The 23,389-nt window shown below is 61.6% G+C and carries 21 protein-coding genes; 6 read left to right on the forward strand and 15 right to left on the reverse strand.

All coding sequences use genetic code 11. The features are described 5' to 3' along the window. The first annotated feature begins 19 nt into the window (after positions 1-19). A complete protein-coding gene (locus NQ492_RS00125; RefSeq protein ID WP_015547749.1) occupies positions 20-1,840 on the forward strand; it encodes a glycoside hydrolase family 2 protein in 1,821 nt (606 codons plus the stop codon). A gap of 98 nt (positions 1,841-1,938) precedes the next feature. Here NQ492_RS00125 and NQ492_RS00130 read toward each other — a convergent pair whose 3' ends face one another. The 4 genes from NQ492_RS00130 to NQ492_RS00145 all read right to left on the reverse strand — a co-directional run bounded on the left by NQ492_RS00130 (position 1,939) and on the right by NQ492_RS00145 (position 4,262). Beyond that, a complete protein-coding gene (locus NQ492_RS00130) occupies positions 1,939-2,427 on the reverse strand; it encodes a methylglyoxal synthase (protein ID WP_015547750.1) in 489 nt (162 codons plus the stop codon). A gap of 73 nt (positions 2,428-2,500) precedes the next feature. After that, positions 2,501-2,905, reverse strand: coding sequence for a DUF5606 family protein (locus NQ492_RS00135; protein ID WP_015547751.1), 405 nt, complete (start codon positions 2,903-2,905; stop codon positions 2,501-2,503). A 19-nt stretch (positions 2,906-2,924) separates the two neighbouring features. After that, on the reverse strand, positions 2,925-3,347 hold the full coding sequence (locus tag NQ492_RS00140) for a hypothetical protein (RefSeq protein WP_015547752.1): 423 nt from the start codon (positions 3,345-3,347) through the stop codon (positions 2,925-2,927). Between the two features lie 3 nt (positions 3,348-3,350). Further along, the gene (locus NQ492_RS00145) at positions 3,351-4,262 is read right to left on the reverse strand and encodes a mechanosensitive ion channel family protein (protein WP_015547753.1); all 912 of its coding nucleotides are present in this window, start codon (positions 4,260-4,262) and stop codon (positions 3,351-3,353) included. 109 nt (positions 4,263-4,371) lie between these two features. On the opposite strand from NQ492_RS00145, the gene serB reads away from it, so the two are divergent. The 3 genes from serB to NQ492_RS00160 all read left to right on the forward strand — a co-directional run bounded on the left by serB (position 4,372) and on the right by NQ492_RS00160 (position 7,388). Beyond that, on the forward strand, positions 4,372-5,595 hold the full coding sequence (gene serB / locus NQ492_RS00150; protein WP_044054862.1) for a phosphoserine phosphatase SerB: 1,224 nt from the start codon (positions 4,372-4,374) through the stop codon (positions 5,593-5,595). Positions 5,596-5,752: 157 nt separating this feature from the next. Then, entirely contained in the window at positions 5,753-6,529 is a 777-nt protein-coding gene (locus NQ492_RS00155; RefSeq protein ID WP_015547754.1) for a DUF5689 domain-containing protein, read from the forward strand. After that, positions 6,507-7,388, forward strand: coding sequence for a DUF5689 domain-containing protein (locus NQ492_RS00160; RefSeq protein ID WP_015547755.1), 882 nt, complete (start codon positions 6,507-6,509; stop codon positions 7,386-7,388). Before NQ492_RS00155 ends, NQ492_RS00160 begins: the two co-directional genes overlap by 23 nt. Here NQ492_RS00160 and obgE read toward each other — a convergent pair. From obgE to NQ492_RS00205, 9 genes are all read right to left on the reverse strand, one after another. Further along, a complete protein-coding gene (gene obgE / locus NQ492_RS00165; RefSeq protein WP_022062452.1) occupies positions 7,354-8,367 on the reverse strand; it encodes a GTPase ObgE in 1,014 nt (337 codons plus the stop codon). The two genes, NQ492_RS00160 and obgE, sit on opposite strands and share 35 nt — an antisense overlap. Positions 8,368-8,535: 168 nt before the next feature. Further along, entirely contained in the window at positions 8,536-9,597 is a 1,062-nt protein-coding gene (leuB, locus tag NQ492_RS00170; protein ID WP_015547757.1) for a 3-isopropylmalate dehydrogenase, read from the reverse strand. After that, the gene (locus NQ492_RS00175) at positions 9,587-11,128 is read right to left on the reverse strand and encodes an alpha-isopropylmalate synthase regulatory domain-containing protein (protein ID WP_044054558.1); all 1,542 of its coding nucleotides are present in this window, start codon (positions 11,126-11,128) and stop codon (positions 9,587-9,589) included. Before NQ492_RS00175 ends, leuB begins: the two co-directional genes overlap by 11 nt. Positions 11,129-11,137: 9 nt before the next feature. Next, on the reverse strand, positions 11,138-11,731 hold the full coding sequence (leuD, locus tag NQ492_RS00180) for a 3-isopropylmalate dehydratase small subunit (protein ID WP_015547759.1): 594 nt from the start codon (positions 11,729-11,731) through the stop codon (positions 11,138-11,140). A gap of 12 nt (positions 11,732-11,743) precedes the next feature. Further along, positions 11,744-13,120 (reverse strand): 3-isopropylmalate dehydratase large subunit, encoded by a 1,377-nt coding sequence (gene leuC, locus NQ492_RS00185; protein ID WP_015547760.1) that lies wholly within the window; start codon positions 13,118-13,120, stop codon positions 11,744-11,746. A 1-nt stretch (position 13,121) separates the two neighbouring features. Beyond that, positions 13,122-14,642, reverse strand: a complete 1,521-nt coding sequence (locus NQ492_RS00190; RefSeq protein ID WP_022062456.1) for a 2-isopropylmalate synthase — start codon at positions 14,640-14,642, stop codon at positions 13,122-13,124. Positions 14,643-14,987: 345 nt separating this feature from the next. After that, positions 14,988-16,094, reverse strand: coding sequence for an alanine dehydrogenase (ald, locus tag NQ492_RS00195; protein ID WP_015547761.1), 1,107 nt, complete (start codon positions 16,092-16,094; stop codon positions 14,988-14,990). Between the two features lie 89 nt (positions 16,095-16,183). Next, complete coding sequence (locus tag NQ492_RS00200) at positions 16,184-18,604, reverse strand: TonB-dependent receptor (RefSeq protein ID WP_044054559.1); 2,421 nt, start codon at positions 18,602-18,604, stop codon at positions 16,184-16,186. A gap of 185 nt (positions 18,605-18,789) precedes the next feature. Next, complete coding sequence (locus NQ492_RS00205) at positions 18,790-20,241, reverse strand: aminoacyl-histidine dipeptidase (protein WP_015547762.1); 1,452 nt, start codon at positions 20,239-20,241, stop codon at positions 18,790-18,792. Between the two features lie 67 nt (positions 20,242-20,308). On the opposite strand from NQ492_RS00205, the gene ispF reads away from it, so the two are divergent. Together ispF and NQ492_RS00215 are read left to right on the forward strand one after the other, a co-directional pair. After that, entirely contained in the window at positions 20,309-20,800 is a 492-nt protein-coding gene (ispF, locus tag NQ492_RS00210; RefSeq protein WP_015547763.1) for a 2-C-methyl-D-erythritol 2,4-cyclodiphosphate synthase, read from the forward strand. A gap of 323 nt (positions 20,801-21,123) precedes the next feature. Continuing rightward, the gene (locus tag NQ492_RS00215; protein ID WP_015547764.1) at positions 21,124-21,975 is read left to right on the forward strand and encodes a formylglycine-generating enzyme family protein; all 852 of its coding nucleotides are present in this window, start codon (positions 21,124-21,126) and stop codon (positions 21,973-21,975) included. Positions 21,976-22,029: 54 nt separating this feature from the next. Here NQ492_RS00215 and NQ492_RS00220 read toward each other — a convergent pair whose 3' ends face one another. Continuing rightward, positions 22,030-22,680: a hypothetical protein gene (locus NQ492_RS00220; protein ID WP_015547765.1), complete on the reverse strand. Its 651-nt coding sequence runs from the start codon at positions 22,678-22,680 to the stop codon at positions 22,030-22,032. A gap of 129 nt (positions 22,681-22,809) precedes the next feature. Next, positions 22,810-23,352, reverse strand: coding sequence for a DUF4251 domain-containing protein (locus NQ492_RS00225; protein ID WP_015547766.1), 543 nt, complete (start codon positions 23,350-23,352; stop codon positions 22,810-22,812). Positions 23,353-23,389 lie beyond the last annotated feature (37 nt).

Genomic DNA, 23,389 nt, shown 5'->3' on the forward strand with positions numbered 1-23,389 from the left:
ATCCTTTTATCAATCAGTAATGAAAAAAACAATTCTGACAACCGTGGCAGCGCTGAGCATGCTGTGCACCTTTGCCCAGTGGAAACCCGTGGGCGACAAAATCAAGACGCCATGGGCCGAAAAGGTCGACCCGGCCAACGTGCTTCCCGAATACCCGCGTCCGCAGATGGTACGCTCGCAGTGGGTGAATCTCAACGGCCTGTGGGACTATGCCATCAAACCCGTCGGCGCCATGGAACCGAAAACGATGGACGGAAAGATCCTCGTCCCCTTCGCTGTCGAATCCTCGCTGTCGGGCGTGCAGAAGGGCCTCACCGAGAAGGATGAACTCTGGTACCGCCGCACGTTCAGCGTGCCCGCCGCCTGGAAAGGCAGCAACGTGCTGCTGAACTTCGGCGCGGTGGACTGGAAAGCCGACGTATTCGTGAACGACATCCTTGCAGGCTCGCACACGGGCGGCTTCACGCCCTTTTCGCTCGACATCACCCCCTATCTCAAGGCCAAAGGCGGGCAGAAGCTGGTCGTACGCGTGTTCGACGGCACGGACAAGGGATACCAGCCCCGCGGAAAGCAGGTGCTGAACCCCAACGGCATCTGGTACACGCCGGTCAGCGGCATCTGGCAGACCGTGTGGATCGAACCGGTGGCGAAGAGCCACATCTCGGGCATCAAGGCCATTCCCAACCTGGACCAGAAGAACATCGCCGTAACCGTGGCGGCCGAAAACTGCACGACGGGCGATCTGGTGGAGGTGAAGATCCTCGACAAGGGCAAGCTCGTGGCTTCGGCGACGGGACTTCCCGGAAACCCGCTGCGTCTGGGCATCGCCGAGCCGAAACTCTGGAGCCCCGACTCGCCGTTCCTCTACGACATGGAAGTGTCGCTCAGGCAGGGCGGGAAAACCGTCGACAAGGTCGATTCGTACACCGCCATGCGCAAGATCGGAACCAAGCGCGACAAGGGCGGCATCCTCCGCATGACGCTCAACGACAAACCGCTCTTCCACTTCGGTCCGCTCGACCAGGGTTGGTGGCCCGACGGACTTTTCACCGCACCGACCGACGAAGCGCTGCTGTTCGACATTCTGAAGACCAAGGAGCTGGGTTACAACATGATCCGCAAGCACGTGAAGGTCGAGCCGGCGCGCTGGTACTACCACTGCGACCGCGAAGGCATTCTCGTATGGCAGGACATGCCCTCGGGAGACATGGGCAACAAGTGGGAAATGTACACCTACAACGGCGGTACGGACAAGAACCGCACGCAGAAGTCGAAGGACAACTTCAGCAAGGAGTGGAAAGAGATCATGGATTTCTGCATGTCTTCCCCGAGCGTCGTGGCATGGGTTCCCTTCAACGAGGCATGGGGCCAGTTCGACACCGAGCGCATCGTGAACTGGACCATGGAGTACGATCCTTCGCGTCTGGTCAACCCCGCCAGCGGCGGCAACCACCGTCCCTGCGGCCACATGCTCGACCTGCACAACTACCCGGGTCCCGCCATGAAACTCTTCGATCCGCAGCGCGTGAACGTGCTGGGCGAATACGGCGGCATCGGGCTGCCCATGGAGGGACACCTCTGGTGGAACAAGCGCAACTGGGGCTACGTGCAGTTCAAGACCCCGGAGGAGGTGACGGCAGAGTATGAGAAATACGCCAAAAGCCTGATCAAATACGTGCGTCTGGGCTTCTCGGGCGCCGTCTACACCCAGACCACCGACGTGGAGGGCGAAGTGAACGGTCTGTTCACCTACGACCGCAAGGTGATGAAGGTGCTTCCCGAACGGTTCAAGGCCGCCAACAAAGCGGTCATCGAATCCATGCCGCTGGACATGGAGTAAACGCTCCGGATTCCTGCAAAAACAACCTCTGCGTACACTTAATAACGAAAAAGGGAACGGGCGTGAAATTCACGCCCGTTCCCTTTTCAATCCATCGCCTATTTCAGCACTCGCTCGACATAGGCCTTGTAATCCTTCACGACGGGTTCGTAGCCGTCGTCCTCGTACAGCGGCGAGGAGATCAGGAAATCGGCCGACGAACGGTTGATGGCCGTCGGGACGTTGTAAAGCGTCGCCAGACGCAGCAGCGCCTTCACGTCGACGTCGTGCGGCTGGGCCGACATCGGGTCCCAGAAGAAAATCAGCGCATTGATCTTTCCGTCGGCGATGAGCGACCCCAGCTGCTGGTCGCCGCCCAGCGGACCCGACTTGAGCAGCGTGATTTTCAGCTCGGGTTTCTCCTCCGCTTCGTCCTCGTGCTCCTCCCGGTGGTCGCGCAGGGTCTTTTCGACCATCTTGCCGGTCGTACCCGTACATACCAAATGGTGGCGGCTCAACTTGCGGCTGTTCCAGTCGACCCACTCCGCCAGGTCGCGTTTCATGTTGTCGTGGGCAACCAGTGCCAGCACTTTCGTTTTCCTCTCCATAACGACAGGTCTTTATGAAAGCCGCAGCGGCTTTCGGTTCGTCACGTCCCGGCCCGTGCCGGGATATTTTTCGCTATTCGTTCTCGGCCGGAAGTTTGAACTCCGTGAATCCCGCCCCGACCAGCGTGTTGTACCACGCGAAACACTTCTTGATGTCCGAAACATGCACCCGGTCGCGGTCGTACTCGGGAAGCACCTCGGCAAACGCGGCTTTCAGCTTCTCGGGCGACTCCTTGGGGCTGATCGCCTCCTTGCCGCCCGTGTGGGCGTAGATCCGGGTGAAAACGTCGGCCAGCGCAATGTCCTCGCCTTCGGTGAACATCGAAATCTCCGAAAGGGCGCTCACCTTGGCATTCGCCGAGGCATTCATGCGCCGTCCGTCGAGCAGCGACTCGACGATCACGCCGCGCACGGACTGCGCCACGAATTTATAAAGTCCGGGCTGGCCCGAAATGGCCAGAATCTCTTTCAGTTCCATAAAATTGCTATTTCGTTGTTTAAATGGGTTGTTCGGATTCTTCCTCCTCTTCGTCGGGAACCGTATATTCCCGAAGCTGCGTATAGGAGGGCACATTGTATGCCGTGATGGCACGTATCCGGAAAGTCACTTTCCGGCCGGCTCTCTGCCGGGGAATGACTCCCTCGTAATCGAACGAGGTGACGTCGGCAGGCGGCTCGGTCTTCGCGACGGTCCTCACGTCGGATTCGTCGCCGTCGAGCATGTAGAGAATGCAGACGTTGCGCAGCCCGTAGGGGCACGAAACGGACACCTTCACCCTGACCTCCGAATCGAAGGCCATGGTCTGCGGCGACACGGTCACCTCGCCGAATTCCGCCGGGGTCGTATACTCGGGTCCCCGGTCAGGATTGCAGGCCGAAAGGCTCATTGCCGCAAGAACGGTGAAAAGGTGCGTTTTCATACCCTACTCTTTGGTCAGGTGCACGTCCATCTGCGGGAACGGGAAGTTGATGCCGGCCTTCGGCAGCTCCTTGTAGAACTGCTCGTTATGCTCGAAAAAGACGTTCCAGTAGTCAGCGTTCTTGACCCATGCGCGGATCGAGAGGTTCACCGAACTGTCGGCCAGCGCAGCGACCCACACCACCGGGGCGGGATCGGGCAGGACGCGCGGATCGGCGGCCAGCATCGAAAGGACGGCCTTGCGGGCCACATCCACGTCGTCGCCGTAGGAGATGCCCACGGTCCAGTCCACGCGGCGCGTCTCGGAGGTGGAATAGTTGTCGATGATGGCCGTCGCGATCGAGTTGTTGGGAATGTAGATCGTCTGGTTGTCGGCCGTGGCGATCACCGTCGAGAAGAGCTTGATGTCGCGCACGGTTCCCGACTGTCCCTGCGCCGAGATGTAGTCGCCGATGCGGTAGGGTTTCATCAGCAGGATCATCACCCCGCCGGCAAAGTTCTGGGCCGTGCCGCTCAAAGCCATACCGATGGCCAGCGTGGCGGCCGACGCGACGGCGATGAGCGATGTCACGTTGACGCCCAGCGTCGACACGACGATCAGGATGAGCAGCAGCGTGAAGAACGCGCTGACGGTATTACGCGTGAACGAACGCAGCGAAATGTCGACATTGCGGTGCTGCATGGCCACGTCGATCAGCCGCAGGAAGCGGCGCACGAGCCAGCGTCCGATGAAATAGATGGCTAGCGCAATGAGAACCTTGACAAGAATCCAGAGCGATTCACGAATCAGCGAGCCGAACAAAGTGCTGAAATCCATGTTCACGATCTTATTGACCGCTTCGGCCAGATTCGCTTTCTGCACACTGTCCGGCACGATCAGCGAGGCAGGTTCTTCGGCCGCTAAAAATGTCCACATAATTCCGTTTTTTAAGTTTGTGAGGCAAAAATAGCCAAAAAAAAGAGAACTTTATTAACTTTGTCTGCGCTTTTTGCAGAAAGCGCCGGAAAACACCATACATTATACGATGCAGAACAACGTTGAAATTATCCAGATCAACATTTCGGGTGAAGACAAACCGGGCATGACCTCGTCGCTCACCGAGATCCTCGCACGCTACGACGCCTTCATCCTCGACATCGGACAGGCCAACATCCACCAGTCGCTGACGCTCGGCATCCTGATCAAGACCACGGCCGACAAGTCGGGAAGCATCATGAAGGAGCTGTTGTTCAAGGCGTCGGAACTGGGCGTGATGATCCGTTTCACGCCCATCTCCGAGGAACGCTACAACGACTGGGTGGGCCGTCAGGGCAAAAACCGCTACATCATCACCCTGCTGGGCCGCACCGTCACGGCACGCCACATCGCCGAGGTGACGAAGGTCGTGGCCGAGCACGGGCTGAACATCGACGCCATCAAACGCCTCACGGGCCGCATGCCCCTCTGCGAGGACGACCGCGCCGCCAAGTCGTGCATCGAGCTCTCGGTGCGCGGATCGCTCACCGACCAGGAACGCAGCACGATGCAGGAGGGATTTATGAACCTCTCGGAGATCGGTCTCGACGTCTCGTTCCAGAAGGACGACATCTACCGCCGCAGCCGCCGCCTGATCTGCTTCGACATGGACTCGACGCTGATCGAGACCGAGGTGATCGACGAACTGGCCGAGCGCGCGGGCGTGGGCGACAAGGTGCGCGAAATCACGGCCAGCGCCATGCGCGGCGAGATTGATTTCCGCGAAAGCTTTTCGCAGAGGGTCGCGCTGCTCAAGGGACTGGACGTCTCGGTCATGGAGGAGATCGCCCGCAGCCTGCCGATCACCGAGGGGCTGGAGCGCATGATGACCATTCTCAAACGCGTGGGTTACAAAACGGCGATCCTCTCCGGCGGATTCACCTATTTCGGCAACTACCTCCGGCAGAAATACGGCTTCGACTATGTCTACGCCAACGAATTGGAGATCGAGGACGGACGCCTCACGGGACGCTATGTCGGCGAGGTGGTCGACGGACGCCGCAAGGCCGAACTGCTGCGGCTGCTGTGCCAGTTCGAGGAGATCAACATCGCCCAGTCGGTGGCCGTCGGCGACGGCGCTAACGACCTGCCGATGCTCAACCTCGCGGGCCTGGGCATCGCCTTCCACGCCAAACCCAAGGTAAAGGCCACGGCCCGGCAGTCGATCTCGACCATCGGGCTGGACGGCATCCTCTACTTCCTGGGACTGAAAGATTCGCGTATCGAACAATAACATTGCTGGATACGCTTCCGCGCGACACGCCGCATCCCGCTTCGGTCCGGTCGTTATCGCCGCCTCCGGCGTCGTTCACCGGTCCGCCCCTCTCCCGGGGAAGGGCTTAACGGCAAACCGGCCGGGGTCCGTATGAATCACCGCATTGCGTAAAAATATGTTTCACTTCCGTCCCATACCTTTTTTCGGCGCCGTCGCCGCGCTCCTGCTGACCGGGTGCTACGACTCCCGGTTCGGGGAACCGGACGACGACGGCGAGGGGAAACCCGCGACGGAGACCATCGCCGCGCTGCGCGACCGCTATGCGGGCACGCCCTTCACCGTTACGGGCGACATCGTCGTCACGGGGAGGGTCGCGAGTTGCGACCGCGCGGAGAATTTCTACCGCACGCTCTGCATCTGCGACGCTGAAGCGGGACTTGAAGTGATGGCCGGTATCGACCACCTGCACAACGATTTCCCCATAGGAAGCCGCGTAACGCTTTCGCTCCGGGGACTCGCCGTCGCCGAAAGCCGCGGGGTGTTGCAGGCGGGACGTCCGCCCGCCGCCGGAAGCGGCTACGCAACGAACTACATCGGCTCCCGGGCGGCGCTCGGCGCCGTGCTGGTCCGCAGCGGCGAAGCCCTGGCTGCGCCCTCCCCTGCCCCGCTTGCCATTCCCGCGCTTACGGAAAGCCGCTGCGGCACGCTCGTCCGCATCGACGGCGTGCGCTACACCCCCGAAGACCTTTCGGCGGCAACCTGGGTGGGCTACAAACGCTTCACCGACGCCGACGGCAACGCCGTCTACACCTACGTCCGCCGATACGCCCGTTTCGCCGACGCCGAAGTGCCTGCCGGCACGGTCTCGCTGACGGGCATTCTCCAGTACGACGCCGCGGGCGACGGGCGTTACATCCTCAAACTGCGCGATGAGAACGACTGCACGCATTAGCCTGCTGACGCTGCCGGTCCTGCTGACGCTGCCGGCCGGATGCGACCGGGCCACGCAGCCCGAATTCACGGTCCGTCCTCCGGAGCCGCAGAATTCGGTCGCCTACCTCAAATCGCTCTGCGACGGGAAGAGCAGCGTCGCGATAGCGCAGGACATCACCATCCGCGGATTCGTCACGGCCAATGACCTCTACGGCGAATTTCACAGGACGATCGTCGTCGAAGACGCCTCGGGCGGCATCTCGATCGCCGCGGAAGGCTCCCCGCTGGCAGACCTCTATCCGTTCGGCATCGTGGCGACCGTACGCTGCAACGGCCTTACGCTGTGCGACTACGGCGGGAAAATCCAGCTGGGAACGACACCCGGCGACGGCGGCGCAGGGTGCATTCCGCGCGAAGAGCTGGCGCGGTACATCCGCACCGAACCGCCCGGCGGCGAGACACCCTCCGCACAGCTCCTTACGTTCGACGCCGTCTCGGCCCGGCACATCGACACACGCGTCCGTTTCGACGACGTGCGTTTCGCCGACGCCGGGAAAACCTGGTGCGACACCGACCCGGAGACGGGCCGCGCCGTCGCCACCGAGCGCGAGATCGTCGACACCCGGGGCCGAACCTTCACCGTGCGGACCGCCGCGACCTGCGTCTACGCAAAGGAGCCTCTGCCCCAGGGCACAGGCTCCTTGTATGGAATCATCGACTATTTCGCCGGGAAATACACCCTGCGCGTCACCAACCGCGAAGCGGAGTTTTCCGGCACGGCAGCGCATTCCGCAGCAACACGCCGAACCGCCGGGCGTCCGGCGCGGACAACGCGGGCGGGGGTTACCGCTGCAACGCCTCCCACAGCATATCCTTGAGCCGCGGGATGTTCAGCCCCGAGACCGACGAGATGAAGACCGACGGCACGCCTTCGGGCAGGTGGCCGCGCATCTCGGCGATCAGGTCCTCGTCGAGCATGTCGCATTTGGTGACGGCCAGCAGACGCTCCTTGTCCAGCAGTTCGGGATTGTACTGCGTCAGTTCGCCCAGCAGGACGTCGTAGTCGCGGCGGATGTCGTCGCTGTCGGCGGGAATCAGGAACAACAGCACCGAATTGCGCTCGATATGGCGCAGGAAACGGGTTCCGAGACCGCGGCCCTCGTGCGCACCCTCGATGATGCCCGGAATGTCGGCCATGACGAACGACTTGTGGTCGCGGACCTCGACGATACCGAGGTTCGGCTCCAGCGTCGTGAAGGCGTAGTCGGCGATCTTGGGCTTCGCGGCCGAAACGACTGAGAGCAGCGTAGACTTGCCCGCATTGGGGAAGCCCACCAGCCCCACGTCGGCCAGCACCTTCAGTTCGAGGATGAACGTGCCTTCCTCACCCTCCTCGCCCGGCTGGGCGTAGCGCGGCGTCTGGTTGGTGGCGCTCTTGAAATGCCAGTTGCCCAGACCGCCCCGGCCGCCCCGGAGCAGCACGAGCCGCTCGCCGTCGGCCGTCACCTCGCCCACCGTTTCGGTGGTCGCAGTCCCGTCCTCGTTCTCGAAAACGCGCTTGGCGACCGTGCCCAGCGGAACCGGGATCACGATGTCGCGGGCGTCCTTGCCCGAGGAGCGCGCCCCGGAGCCGTGCTCGCCGTCCTCGGCGAACTGGTGACGCTGGTATTTGAGGTGGATGAGCGTCCAGTACTGCTTGTCGCCTTGCAGGACGATGCTCCCGCCCTTGCCGCCGTCACCGCCGTCGGGACCGCCGAAAGCCACGAATTTCTCGCGGCGAAAATGCGTCGAGCCGCCGCCGCCGTGCCCCGAGCGGGCGAATATCTTTACGTAATCTACGAAATTGGAACCTGCCATGTCATTCATTGTTCTTGAAGCGACAAAGGTACATAAAAGTCGGACGAGAACAAAATTGATTCGCATGCAGTTCGGTAAAACGCCGCAACAAAAATAAAAGTGTCGTTACGACACCCAAAAAAGGCAGACCGCGAAAAAACGGTCTGCCGGCAATTCGGAATAACGGGATTAAATCTGCGAAGCGACGTAATCCCCCACCTCGGAGGTCGAACGGGCCTTTTCGCCCGGCGCTGCAAGGTCCTCGGTGACGACTCCTTCGGCCAGCGCCCGATCGACGGCACGCCGCACGGCCCTGCCCTCGGCATCGAGACCCAGGTGCTCCAGAAGCATCGCGGCCGAAAGGATCGTGGCCATCGGGTTGGCGATGTTCTTTCCCGCGGCCTGCGGATAGGAGCCGTGGATCGGCTCGAAAAGGGCCACTTCGGCCCCCACGCTCGCCGAGGAGAGCATGCCCAGCGAACCGCTGATGACGCTGGCCTCGTCGGTGAGGATGTCGCCGAACATGTTTTCGGTGACGATGACATCGAAATAAGCCGGTTGGCGGATGATCTGCATGGCGGCGTTGTCCACGAACATATAGTCCACCGCCACCTCGGGATACTCCCGGGCTACCCGCTGGGCCGTTTCACGCCACAGACGCGAGGTTTCCAGCACGTTGGCCTTGTCGACGACCGTCAGTTTGCGGCGGCGCGACACGGCCAGCCGGAACGCCACGTGCAGGACCCGTTCGATCTCCGAGACCGTGTAGGTGCAGGTGTCGAAGGCGCGCGCGCCCTCCTCGTCGCGGCCCTGCGGACGGCCGAAGTAGATGCCGCCCGTGAGTTCGCGCACGCAGATGAAATCCGTGCCGCGGACCACCTCCGCCTTGAGCGGCGAACGGTCGGCCAGGGAGTCGAACAGCGCCACCGGACGCAGATTGGCGAACAACCCCAGCGACTTGCGCATCCGCAGCAGCCCCTGCTCGGGCCGCACCTTCGCCGTGGGGTCGTTGTCGTATTTGGGGTCCCCGATGGCTCCGAACAGCACGGCGTCCGCCGCAAGACAGACGGCGTGCGTCTCGTCGGGATAGGGGTCGCCCACGGCGTCGATGGCCGCGGCTCCCACCAATGCGGGACGGTATTCGATCTTGTGTCCGAATTTTTCCGCCACGCGGTCCAACACTTTCGTGGCTTCGGCGACGATCTCGGGACCGATGCCGTCGCCGGCTAAAAGAGCGATTTTAACATCCATTGTCGTTATAGTTTATTTCAATGATATTCAACATTTTGACAGTCGCCTTGATGGCAGCCTCCGTCTGGTCGGCGTCCAGCCCGCGGGTCTTGAACTCGCGGCCGTCCATCTCCCAGGTGATGATCGTCTGCACGAAGGCGTCGGTGCGGCCTCCGGGCGGAATCGAAACGGTATAGTCGCGCAGCATCGGAAACTCGCGCCCGAGCTGTTCGCGGTAGATTTGCCGCAGGGCACGCATGAAGGCGTCGTACTGGCCGTCGCCCGCCGAGGTCCGCTCGTACGCGCAGCCGTGAATCTCGATCCGGAGCGTCGCGACGGGGTGCATCCCCTGCGCCAGCGAGAGGCTGTAATTGAGAATCCGGACCGGAGTGTCGACCGGGTCGTAGCGCAGCACGTCGGCGATGATATACGGCAGGTCCTCGGCCGTCACCTGCTCCTTCTTGTCGCTCAACTCGACCACCCGTTCGGTCACCTTGCGCATCGCGGCCTCGTCGAGGTCGATGCCCAGCGCTTCGAGGTTTTTCAGGACATTGGCCTTGCCCGAGGTTTTGCCCAGGGCGTATTCGCGGACGCGCCCGAAACGCTCGGGAAGCAGTTCGTTGAAGTAGAGGTTGTTCTTGCTGTCGCCGTCGGCGTGGATGCCCGCGCACTGCGTGAAGACGCTCGCGCCGACGATCGGTCGGTTGGCGGGAATGCGGATGCCCGTATAGCTCTCGACCGTGCGGCTGACGCGGTTGATCTTCGTTTCGTCGATCCCCGTCGTGCGGCCCAGGCGGTCGTGCAGCACGGCCACCGCGCTCGACAGCGGCGCGTTGCCGGCCCGCTCGCCCAGCCCGTTCACGGTGACGTGAACGCCGTGGAAACCCGCACGCACGGCGGCGGCGGTGTTGGCCACGGCGAGGTCGTAGTCGTTGTGGGCGTGGAAATCGAAACGCAGCGACGGATAACGCTCCACCAGGTCGCGGCAGAAACGTTCGGTGTCGTAGGGGTCGAGGACGCCCAGCGTATCGGGGCACATGAACCGGCTGACGGGAGCGTCGGCCAGTCCGTCGAGCATCGCGTAGACGTAGTCGGGCGAACGGCGCATGCCGTTGGACCAATCCTCAAGGTAGAGGTTCACCTTCATCCCGCGGTCGACGGCCGCAAGTATCTCGGCGCGCACATCCTCCAGATGCCGTTCGGGCGTGCGGCGCAGCTGCCCCTCGCAATGTTTCCGCGAACCTTTGGCCAGCAGGTTGACCACGCGGCATCCGGCGGTCCCGAGCCAGTCGAGCGACACCCCGCCGTCGATGAATCCCAGCGCTTCCACACGGTCGGCATAGCCCTTGGCGGCAGCCCATTCGGCGATGGCGCGCACGGCCTGCTGTTCGCCCTGCGAGACCCGCGCCGAGGCGATCTCGATGCGGCTTACGTGCAGTTCCTCCAGCAACAGCCGGGCGATGGAGAGTTTTTCACGGGCGTTGAAGGAGACGCCCGAGGTCTGCTCGCCGTCGCGCAGCGTGGTGTCCATGATTTCAACCGGGGGAAACATCGGCGCAGGCTATTTGCGGGCGGCTTCGAAGGCCTCGATCCGGTCGGCGATACTGCGCAGGTAGTCCACGTCGTCGTAGCCGTTTTCGAGACAGCGTTTCTTGTAGGCGTCGATCTCGAAACCCTCGCTGCGCCCGTCCGACACGATGGTCAGCGTCTGGTTGCCCAGATCGACGGTGAACTGCGCCTTCGGGTCGCGCCGGATCTCGCCGAAAACAGCTTTCAGAAACTCCTCGCTCACACGGATCGGCAGCAGGCCGTTATTCAGGGCGTTGTTGCGGAAGATGTCGGCGAAGAAGCTCGACACCACGACGCGGAAACCGTAGTCGGCGATGGCCCAGGCGGCATGCTCGCGCGAACTTCCGCAGCCGAAATTGCGCCCGGCGACGAGGATTCGCCCCTCGTAGCGGGGATCGTTCAAAGGGAACGAAGCGATCCGCTGTCCCGCGGCGTCGTAACGCCAGTCGCGGAAAAGGTTGTCGCCGAAGCCCTTGCGTTCGGTGGCTTTCAGAAAGCGCGCCGGGATGATCTGGTCGGTATCTATGTTTTCCACCTCGACGGGAACGGCCCCCGAGGTGAAGGTTACGAATTTGGGTATGGACATAATGATAATCTTTTACATATCGAACACTTCGCGCGGATCGGAAATCACGCCCGTCACCGCGGCGGCGGCGGCAACGGCCACACCCGACAGCATCGTACGGGCGCCGGGACCCTGCCGGCCCTCGAAATTGCGGTTCGAGGTCGAAACGCTGTATTTGCCCGCCGGAATCTTGTCGGCGTTCATCGCCAGGCACGCCGAACAGCCCGGCTGGCGGAGTTCGAAACCCGCTGCGGCGAGGATGCGGTCCAGTCCCTCGGCCCGCGCGGCGGCTTCGACGCCCTTCGAGCCGGGAACGATCCATGCGGTGATGTTGTCCGCCTTGCGGCGGCCTTCGACCAGACGGGCGAAACGGCGCAGGTCCTCGATGCGGCCGTTGGTGCAACTGCCGACGAACACGTAGTCGACCGCTTTGCCCAACATCCGCTCCCCGGGTCTGAAACCCATGTACTCCAACGCCTTGGGATCGGCGTCGGCGGGAATCGTTCCGTCGACGGCCATCCCCATTCCGGGATTGGTTCCGTAGGAGATCATCGGGGCGATGTCCGCAGCGTCGAAGCGGTACTCCCTGTCGAAAACCGCGTCCGCATCGCTGTAAAGTTCCCGCCAGCGGGCCACGGCCTCGTGGTAGGCGGCTCCCTGCGGAGCGCGTTCGCGGCCCCGGAGGTATTCGAAGGTCTTCTCGTCGGGGGCGATCATGCCGCCGCGCGCGCCGCACTCGATGCTCATGTTGCAGACCGTCATGCGGCCCTCCATCGAGAGCGAACGGATCGTGCTGCCGGCAAACTCGATGAAATGGCCCGTGCCGCCCGAAGCGGTGAGTTTCGAGATGATATAGAGGATGACATCCTTGGCTTCGACGCCCGGACGCAGCGCGCCGTCGACCGTAATGCGCATCGTGCGGGGTTTGGTCTGGAGGATGCACTGGCTGGCGAAGACCATTTCGACCTCCGAAGTCCCCACGCCGAACGCCACGGCGCCCAAAGCTCCGTGGGTCGAAGTGTGGCTGTCGCCGCAGACGATCGTCATGCCCGGCTGGGTGAATCCCAGCTCGGGGCCGATGATGTGCACGATGCCCTGCTTGGGGTGTCCCACGCCGAAGTGCTCGATGCCGTGGCGGGCGCAGTTCTCGGCCAGCGTCTCGACCTGCCGCCGCGACTCCGGCTCCCCGATCGGAAGGTGCTGGTCGACGGTCGGGATGTTATGGTCGGCCGTGGCCGTGATCTGCGCCGGACGCGCGACGCCGAAGCCGCGGCGTTCGATCCCCGCGAAAGCCACGGGCGACGTCACCTCGTGGATATACTGCCGGTCGATGTAGAGCACGCAGCGGCCGCCGTCCTCGACACGCACCGTGTGCGCGTCCCATATCTTGTCCAGAAGCGTTCGTCCCATATCAATCCTCCTCCTCGATTTTTTCGGTTACGTTGAGTGCGCGCAGCGCGTCGAGGAACGCCTCGATCGAAGCCCGCGTGGTGTCGGTGTGCGCGCCGAATCCGTGGACCGTACGGCTGCCGCACTCGACCTGCACATGCACGCGGCCCACGTCGTTCGAACCGCGCGTGATGGCCTGCATCAGGAACTCCGCAAGCACCACCTTCTCGTTGATCAGTTTCTTGATGGCCGAGACCGCCGCGTCGACCGGACCGTTGCCCGTGGCGGTGGACATGCGTTCGTGGTCGCCGAATTTCAGCACCACGGTAGCCGTCGGAACCAGCGTCCCGGTGGTCACCTGCATGAATTTCAACGAAATGGACTGCTGCTTCATGCGGTCGATGTCGCCCACGAGGTACAACAGGTCGTAGTCGTGAATCTCCTTTTTCCGGTCGGCCAGGGCGAGGAATTTCTCGTACGTGGCGTCCAATTCCTCCTGCGTGAGGTCGTAGCCCAGCAGTTCGAGCCGGTGCACGAGGGCCGCGCGCCCGCTGCGGGCCGTGAGGGCGATGACCGACTCGTTCAGCCCGATGTCCTGCGGGTCGATGATCTCGTAGGTCTGACGCTGCTTGAGCACGCCGTCCTGATGGATGCCCGACGAATGGGCGAAGGCGTTGCGGCCCACGATGGCCTTGTTGGGCTGCACGGGCATGTTCATCAGGCTCGACACCAGGTGCGAGGCCTTGGTGATCAGGCGCGAATTGATGTTCGTGTCGACGGCCACGTCCTTGTGGCAGCGGAGCGTCATCACCACCTCTTCGAGCGAGGTGTTGCCGGCCCGTTCGCCGATGCCGTTGATCGTGACCTCGGCCTGCCGGGCGCCGTTCAGGATGCCGCTCAGCGTATTGGCCGTAGCCATGCCCAGATCGTTGTGGCAGTGGGTCGAAATGATCGCCCGGTCGATGTTGGGAACGTTGTCCACGAGGTATTTGATCTTCGCGCCGTATTCGTTCGGAAGACAGTAGCCCGTCGTGTCGGGGATATTGACCACCGTCGCGCCGGCCCGGATGACCGCCTCGACCACGCGGGCGAGGTACTCGACGTCGGCGCGCCCGGCGTCCTCGGCATAGAACTCCACATCCTCGACGTAGCGTTTGGCATATTTAACCGCCTCGACGGCAGATTCGACGATCTTCTCGGGCGTGGAACGCAGTTTGTCGTAGATATGCTGCGGCGAAACGCCGATGCCCGTATGGATACGCTTGCGCCTGGCCAGCCGCAGCGCATCGGCCGCAACGTCGATGTCCTTCTTCACGGCGCGGGTCAGCGCGCAGATCGTCGGCTCGGAAACGGCCTTGGAAATCTCCAGCACGGAGTTGAAATCACCGGGGCTGGAGATGGGAAATCCCGCCTCGATGACGTCTACGCCGAGGCTTTCGAGCAGTTTGGCGACTTCAATTTTTTCGGTGGTGTTCAACTGACAACCGGGGACCTGCTCACCGTCGCGCAGCGTGGTGTCGAAAATGTACAATCTCTCACTCATACTAACCTCTTTATCGAATAAAACTTAATGACGCCGCCCCACGCTTTCCGTGCGGCAAACGCCACCCTGACTTTCTGTATTGCTTACGATCCGTAACAAAAACAGTCGCCGGACTTGAAGATTCGACGCTTTTAGCGACGCATTCCAACCGGAATGAAACCGGAATGACCGACGTAACTGCCTTGCTCTCTTGCAAATATATGAATTATTTAATAATTTCAAAAACAAATCGTCCAAAAAGTCGGATAATTACATACCGACGGCCTCCCCGTCCCGGATGGACAGGGAGGCCGCCGCAAAACAGGCCGGCTGGTTACAACGCCTGCGGATTACCGTCCCGGCAGGTTACAGCGCCAACGGTTCGTAAGGCAGCCCCCAGGCGTCGGCCACGGGTTTGCAGACCACCCTGCCGCCGATGATGTTCAGCCCCAGCGCCAGCTCGGGATTCTCCTGTGCGGCGCGCCGCCAGCCCTTGTCGGCAAGCTGGATGGTGTAGGGAAGCGTCGCGTTCGTAAGCGCGAGGGTCGAAGTGCGGGGCACGGCGCCCGGAATGTTGGCCACGCAGTAGTGCAGGATGCCGTCGACGTAATAGACCGGGTCCTCGTGCGTGGTGGGGCGCGAAGTCTCGAAACAGCCGCCCTGGTCGATGGCCACGTCGACCATCACCGTTCCCGGCTCCATCTCCCGGAGCATGTCGCGCGTGACGAGCTTCGGGGCCTTGGCTCCCGGAATCAGCACCGAGCCGACCACCAGGTCGGCATGCTTCAGCTCCTCGCGGATGTTGTATTCGGAAGACATCAGCGTCTTGACGTTGCGGGGCATCACGTCAGCCAGATAGGTCAGCCGCTGGAGCGAAATGTCGCAGATCGTCACGTCAGCCCCCGTTCCGGCAGCGGTGCGCGCCGCAGCCGTTCCGACAACGCCCGCACCGATGACGAAGACCTTGGCGGGCTTCACGCCCGGCACGCCGCCCAGCAGCACGCCCTTGCCGCCGCGGGGTTTTTCGAGGAAATAGCGTCCCTCCTGCGCGGCCATGCGCCCCGCGACCTCCGACATCGGGATCAGCAGCGGCAGCGAACGGTCGGCGCGCTCGACGGTCTCATAGGCACAGCAGACCGCCCCGCTGTCGACCATCGCACGGGTGAGGGGTTCGCTGCTGGCGAAGTGGAAGAAGGTGAAAACCAGCTGGTCCCTGCGGATGAGTTTGTACTCGGGAGCCACCGGTTCCTTGACCTTGACGATCATTTCCGCCCGGGCGTAGACCTCCTCAATCGAGGGAAGCATCTCCGCCCCGACGGCCGTGTAGGCATCATCGGCAAATCCGCTGTTCACACCGGCCGTAGCCTGCACATAAACTTTGTGTCCCCGTTTGACAAGCTCCCGGGCGCCTGCGGGGGTAAGAGCAACGCGATTCTCGTTGTTCTTGATCTCTTTTGGAATACCGATAATCATGGATCTGAAAGTTTTTAAGGTTTTTGCCTCTCCAAAATACGAATTTAACGCGGAAATCCAAAAAATCCGGACGTTTTTTTACGTGCGGATCAAAACCGGTAAGAGATTGTAAGATAGAACGAACGGGGCCACGCATAGGTGCAGCGCGAGGCGTGGGGCGCGTAGAGCGTGTCGTCGCCCGGGCGGATGCGGCGCACGCGCAGCGACTCGTAGCCGCCATAGACCGTATCGGCCTCGCCCGTCAGGTTGCGCAGCATCAGCGACGCGGTGAGCCGCGAACGTTCGAACCGGAACGACTTGAACAGCGCGGCATCGAGCGTGAAGGCGTCCGGCAGCCGCTCCTGCCGGGTGAAGGCGTCGAAAAACTCCCGTGTGATACCGCCCTGACCCGCGATGCGGTCGGTGCGGCGCAGGGGCATCGGTTCGACGTAACGCCGCCCGGCATATCCTGCCGAAGCGCGGCATCCCCACCCTTTCGGGCCGAACCAGGCGATCTCCGCCAGAGCGGTCAGCTGCGGGGCGCCGCCCGTCTCGCAGCCGCCCATACGGCTCACGGCCTGCACGTCGACGGCCGAGTTATCCACGTCGGAGAGCACCGTGACGCGCGGATCGCGAATGTATTCGTAGCGTCCGGCCGAAGCGGCCAGCGACAGCAGCCAGCGGTAGGACAGCCGGATGTCGGCCGCGGCCTCCGCGCCGCAGGACATGCGCCCGACGCCCGTCACGGCCATGTCGCAGTAGACCGAGGCCATGTCGTCGTAATACGTCCGTGTCTCGATGCCGTCGAGCGTCATGGCAGCGAAGAACGCCGCCTGAAAATCGACGACGGGTCCCGTCAGGCGGCAGTTGAGTTCGGCGGCGTAGATGCGTTCGGGCACGGGGTTGTCGACCGTACGGTTGTTATAGAGCGGCTGAAAGAAAAGATCCCCGGCCCGAGGGGTCCGGGCGGCGGCCGCGGCGGCGATTTCGATATAGCGGCGCGGGGTGAAGGCCCAGCCCGCAGCGGCCTTGAGCGTGTAGGGCGTGAACCGCATGACGCGCGAAGGGCCGTAGGACTGCCCGCCGGGAAAAAGTTCCTTCTCGTAATAGCCCCGGCGGCTGACGGCATCGCTCCCCAGCACGACCGAAAGATCGGCCCGGAAACGGTCGGAGCGGTAATCGGCCTGCAAGCGGAGCGCAGCCCCGCGCAGCGTCAGCGCATAATCGTAGCCGAAGCGGTCGCCCTCGCGGACCGTCCGTCCGGGATGCCGCAGGTCGTTCTGCAACAGATTGCTGTACGTGTCGTCGTCGATCAGGAAGCGGTCGATGTCCGTAACGTACCCGGCGCCCAGCAGATCGCGCATCTGCTTGTAGGAACGGGTGTTTTCGCGGCGGAGCGAAACTCCGTAGCGGAGCGTCAGCCGGGCGTCGGCTTCGGTGGCGAACGACGCGTCGAAAGCGAGGTTGCAGAGCCGTTCGACACGGTCTTCCAACGCATAGACCGCATGTCCGCCCGCCATGCGGTTCTGGCGGATCAGCTCGTCCCAGTCGATCTGCGTGTAGCGCGGATCGCGGGCGAGCCACGCCTGCTCGGTCTCCCGGTCGCCCGTATAGCTGGGCAGATACCGGTAATTGTCGGGCATCGGCGTGCGGGCGTCGTACCAGTCGAGCATGCTGTACTTCGCGACGCCCGCCTCGGCGGCAAGCGTGGCGGCAAGCGAGGTCGAAGCCGACAGCGGCACGGCATAGGCGGCCAGGGCCAGCGGAACCGTCTCGCGCCGCACGCGGGAGTTGCGCACCCTGCCGTCCTGCCAGCCCCACGCCGGGTTGTAGAGACGGTCGCCCGTGAGCGTGAAAGCCTCCTCCGAAGAGGAGAGGCGCGTGCCCCGCACCGAGGGCGGCACGATACACAGCACGGAGAGTTCGTGCCCTTCGCCGAAACGCCGGGCAAGGCGCAGTCCGGCGGTCACGGCATTGGTGAAGACCCCTTCGACGTGCATGTCGCGGCCGGAGCGGGCGTCGAGAGCCGCCGAAATGCGCCAGCCGTCGCCCGGCGACGCCGAGACGGCGGCTTTCGCTCCCACGAGGTAATTGCGGTCGGTGAAGCGGACCGAAGCCAGAAAAGGCTGCAACGGCTCCCCGTCCGAAAACCGGAACGCCCGCATGCCGCCCGCCGCAGCCGGTTCCCCGGGCGCGGCGGCAAGCCCCGCATAGCGCTGTTCTTCGGCCCCGAGCAGGCGCAGCGCCGCGAGGTAACGGTAGGAAACCGCAACGCCCATGAGCGACGTGCGTTCCAGGGTGTAATCCAGTCCGCGGCGCCGGAGCGCGACCTGCGGCAGGTTGAAACCGGTGCGAAGGCCGTAGAGGTCCGAAGGGGACTGCACGGCGCGGTAGAAGAGCGTCGAATCGGTCGTGAGCAGTTCGCGCCGCTCCTCGCGTTCGGCATAGGGATAGTATTCGTCGCCGGGGTACTGGGCCGCCGCCGCACACGGAAACAGGAGAAACAACAGGGCACAACGACTTTTCAGCATATCTTTGCGACTTTACAGAACACAAAGATAGCAAAAAGTCCGACGATTCAAAACCGGATCGCATGCAGCGCGGCAAAACGGTCCGGCAAACAGAAAAGCCGTCGCGACACGGCAGAAGCAGCGTCAGACGGGGATGGGGCATGACAAATTCCGGCGTCCCCGCAGCGGGGACGCCGGAATCGGAATCAGATTGTTTTCAGGACTTCGGTCAGCAGTTTCCAGAACTTGGGAACCGTGGCGATTTCGAGCCGTTCGTCGGGCGAATGCACGCCGCGGAGCGTCGGACCGAAGGAGACCATCTCCAGATCGGGATACTTTTCGAGGAACAGACCGCACTCCAGCCCGGCATGGATGGCGCGGACCTTGGGTTCGGAGCCGAACAGCCGTTTGTAGGCATCGACGGTGACCTCCAGCAGCTTCGACTGCGGGTCGGGCATCCAACCCGGATAGCCATCGGAATGGGCCACATCGGCGCCCGCCAGCGCGAAGACCGACTCGACCATCTGCATCACGTAGGTCTTGGCGCTCTCGACCGACGACCGCTGCGACGAGGTGACAACGATGCGGTTGCCCTCCGCGAACTTCACCGAAGCGAGGTTCGTCGAGGTCTCGACCAGCCCCGGAACGGCGAACGACATGGCCACGACCCCGTTGGGAACGCCCACCAACGAGTAGACCAGCGCCGACTGCGTCCTGCTGTCGAGCACCTCGTCGACGTGGGGCATCTCGTTGAGCGTGATTTTGAAATTGGGTTCGCGGAAGCGGAACTCGGCTTCGAGGTCCGCGGCGAAAAGGTTGTAACGCTTGACGAACTCCTCCTTGAAGCGGGCCGGAACGCCGAAGATGGCGTAAGCCTCGCGGGGAATGGCATTGCGGAGGTTGCCGCCGTTGAAATAGCACAGTTTGAGTTCGAACGACTGCATGCCGTCCCACAGCAGGCGCGCCACGGTCTTGTTCGAGTTGACGCGGCCCTTGTCGATGTCGTCGCCCGAGTGTCCGCCCTGAAGGTCCGACACGTCGACACGGAAGAACGTGTAGTTCTTCGGCGACGGCTCCATCGTGTAGTGGAACGTGGCGATGGTGTCGATGCCGCCCGCACAGCCGATGAAGATTTCGCCCTCGTCCTCCGAATCGAGGTTGACGAGGTATTTGCCCGTGAGCATCCCCTCGCCCAGCTCGAACGCACCCGTGAGGCCCGTCTCCTCGTCGACGGTGAACAGCACCTCGACGGGACCGTGCTCCACCGTCTCGTCGAGCATCACGGCCAGCGCGGCGGCCATGCCGATACCGCAGTCGGCGCCCAGCGTCGTACCTTCGGCCCGGACCCACTCGCCGTCGATACGCGTGCGGATGGGATCGTTGTCGAAGTCGAACTCCACATCGGAGTTCTTTTCGCAGACCATGTCCATGTGCGACTGGAGGATCACGGCTGCGCGCTCCTCCATGCCCGGCGTGGCGGGCTTGCGCATCACGACGTTGCCGATGGCGTCCTTTTTATATTCGATATGGTGCTTTTTGGCGAAATCGACCAGAAAATCAATGATTTTGCCCTCCTTCTTCGAAGGACGCGGCACACGCGTGATGGCGTCGAACTGTTCCCAGACAAGACGCGGTTCCAAAGAGGTTATTTCCGACATAGATTTTTGCATTTTTGCAAAGTTAGGAAAAAATCCGTAACTTTGACAATATAAAATACGGGAACGAATGGATTTCAGAATAGGACACGGATACGACGTACACGCTCTGGCCGACAGCCTGCCGCTGGTTCTGGGAGGCGTGGAGATCGCCCACACGAAAGGGTGCGTCGCCCACTCGGACGGAGACGTGGCGATCCACGCCCTGTGCGACGCCCTGCTGGGCGCCGCGGCGCTGGGCGACATCGGGCTGCACTTTCCCGACACGTCGGCCGATTTTGCGGGCATCGACTCGAAGATCCTGCTGCGCCGCGTGGCGGAACTGCTGCGCGAAAAGGGCTACGAGATCGGGAACGTGGACTGCACGATCCGCGCCCAGCAGCCCAGGTTGCGGCCGCACATCGACGCCATGCGCCGTGCGATGGCCGGCGCAATGGGCGTAGACGACGACCGGGTGTCGGTCAAGGCCACGACCACGGAGCATCTGGGCTTCGAGGGGCGCGAGGAAGGCATCTCCGTCTCCGCCGTGGCGCTTATTTACCGTCCTGCGGACAGGAAATAATTCAGAATTTACAATTCAGAATTCAGAATTGCTTATATTTGTACGATCAAACACCAAACCGCGACGCCTATGAAGCAGTAGAAAACAACCTTTCAACTCCGTGCCTGCGGGCACACGACATATAAAAAGTGCATCGGCTTTTCTTCTTACGTCGGAAAATTGGACACTTTCTAACAAGTAAGGGACTAAAGGCGATGCTCGTGCTGTTTTACGGCGCGGGCATTTCTTTCATCTTACTTGTAGGTCGTCCAATACCTCCGACGTGGATAAAGGAATTTGTCCGCGTTTTTTATTGACTCTTAACCCTTAACCAATCTATCAAAATGAAACAAAACCGTATTCTGCTGCCGTTCTTGGCGATCTGTCTGGTCGCATGCAGCAAAGATGATGACGAAGGACATTCGAAAAACGAACAGAATGTTCCGGTAAAAGAAATTACATTTAAGAACTGTTCTTTTACCATGGTAAAAGTAGATGGAGGAACATTCCAGATGGGAGCAACCCGTGAACAGGAGGCGAGCGGCTGGAAACCGGATCGCACCGAATATCCTGTACATAAAGTGACGCTCAATACCTTTTATATCGGAGAAACAGAGGTCACAAAGGAACTTTGGAGCGCAGTTATGGAAACAGAGTGCGACTATTCTGAATACCATAAGCCTCAAGGCGTGGAGTGGAACGACATTCAACCTTTTATCGAACGTCTCAACCAAGCAACGGGATTAAAATTCCGGTTACCGACCGATGCCGAATGGGAATATGCAGCACGGGGAGGCAACCGATCCCAGGGACACATTTATCCGGGCTTCGACATTTCGATCCTGGCGGCCTGGTGTTACAACAATGCCGGAACCTATATACTCAATGAAAACAAGTGGGATTATTGGGAGTTACGTAACAATGGAAACAGCCCGCATTATGTAAAACAGTTATTACCCAATGAACTGGGATTGTATGACATGGGCGGTAATCTTTACGAATATTGCAGTGACTGGCTGGGCGATTATCCCGAGGAACCTCAAACAAATCCACAAGGTCCGCAAAGCGGGTCTATGCGCGTTATACGGGGCGGATGTTGGGCTATTTGGTCCAATTCCGCACGCGTATCACACAGGCCTGCACAATCTTACAATTCGGATTATGTAGGTTTGAGGCTGGCCATGAGTACCGAGTAATTTCAGATAAAACGGAGCCTATAATTGATTCGGCGCCGTTTTATCCTTCATTTTCTAATCCATCCTGCGATACCGCGGGTCGTTCACCCGCTTGTTCCACAGCCAGCCGACGTAGCGCATCGTGACGTCGGGCGTCAGGAGCGTCAGCACCGTTTCGCCCGTGGCGGTCGAGACGGCGAAATCGGCGTGGTAGAGCGTGTTGCCGTCCGAAATATTGAAGGAGACCGACCAGCCCCACTGCACGCGGGCCGCCCGGTAGTCGCGGACCGACATCGAATCGAAATTCAGCATCTCGACATACTGGGTGATGCCCCGTTCGGTAGGCAGGTGCACCTCGACATGGTCGACGAACACCCCGAAAAAGAAGTAGTCGGCATAGATCGAACGGATCATTCCGCCGGGTAGCTGCTGCATCGAGTTGGGGAAGAACATATAGTCGCGCGACTGCACCAGCGAGTCGATCTTCGCGGCGTAGACCCGGGCCTTATAAGCCCTGCGCTGGGCGCGGTCCATCCCCGCCGCAGGCTCCTCGTAGACGGTCGTATGCTCCACGACCTGCACCGGGGCCTGCTGCACGGGAACGATCGTCGTCTGCGGCACGCTGTCCGCGGCGGAAGTTTCGAGCGTATACTGCGGGGTCTGCGCGATGGCGGCGCAGACAATGAAAGAGAGTGCGCCGCAGGTGGAAAAAACGGAGTGTTTCATAAGTCGGACATCGGATTGAACGGGAAAAAAGCCCCCGCCTGAGGCGGGGGTTCGGGGATCGCCGGAGCGGCAAACGGACAGCGCAGCGGATACGGCTGCCCGGGATGGGTCCGGCAAAATGAATTTACGTCAATAGAGCTGCGAAATCGAACCCGTATACTGCACGGGGTTATACCACGGATTGGTGATCGTCAGCGTAGCCCCGCCCGTGCGGGAGAAGATTTCGAAGGTGAACGTGTAGGTCGACGCCGAGAACAGCGAGGTCGAGAAGGTCACCATCCAGCCTTCGTGCGTCTGCTCGGTGATATAGCCCTGCAAATCGGAAACGGTGTAATTGATGATCGTCACATAGTAAGGCGGCACGTAACCCTTGATGTAGGGAAGCGTGATGTCCGCCGTTCCGTCCCACATGCCGACGTTGAACGCGGGGTTCATAATCTGGCGCATCGGACCTGCGGGCTGACGCTGGAAGGTCGTCGGGTTGAACTGGAAGTTGCGCGACAGCACGAGCGAGTCCATGAACTTCTCGTAGTTGGCAATACGTTCCGCACGGCGTTTCTCGCGCACCTCGCGGCGTTCTTCCTTGGGCGACAGCACTTTTTTCTGTCCGATCACGGTAACGGCCGCCGCACAGAGCAGCAGGCCCACAACGATAATGACTGTTTTTTTCATAGCACATAAGGTTTGTTACGGCTATGAAAGCAAGTTT

It is taken from the genome of Alistipes shahii WAL 8301, from assembly GCF_025145845.1.
Lineage (GTDB): Bacteria > Bacteroidota > Bacteroidia > Bacteroidales > Rikenellaceae > Alistipes > Alistipes shahii.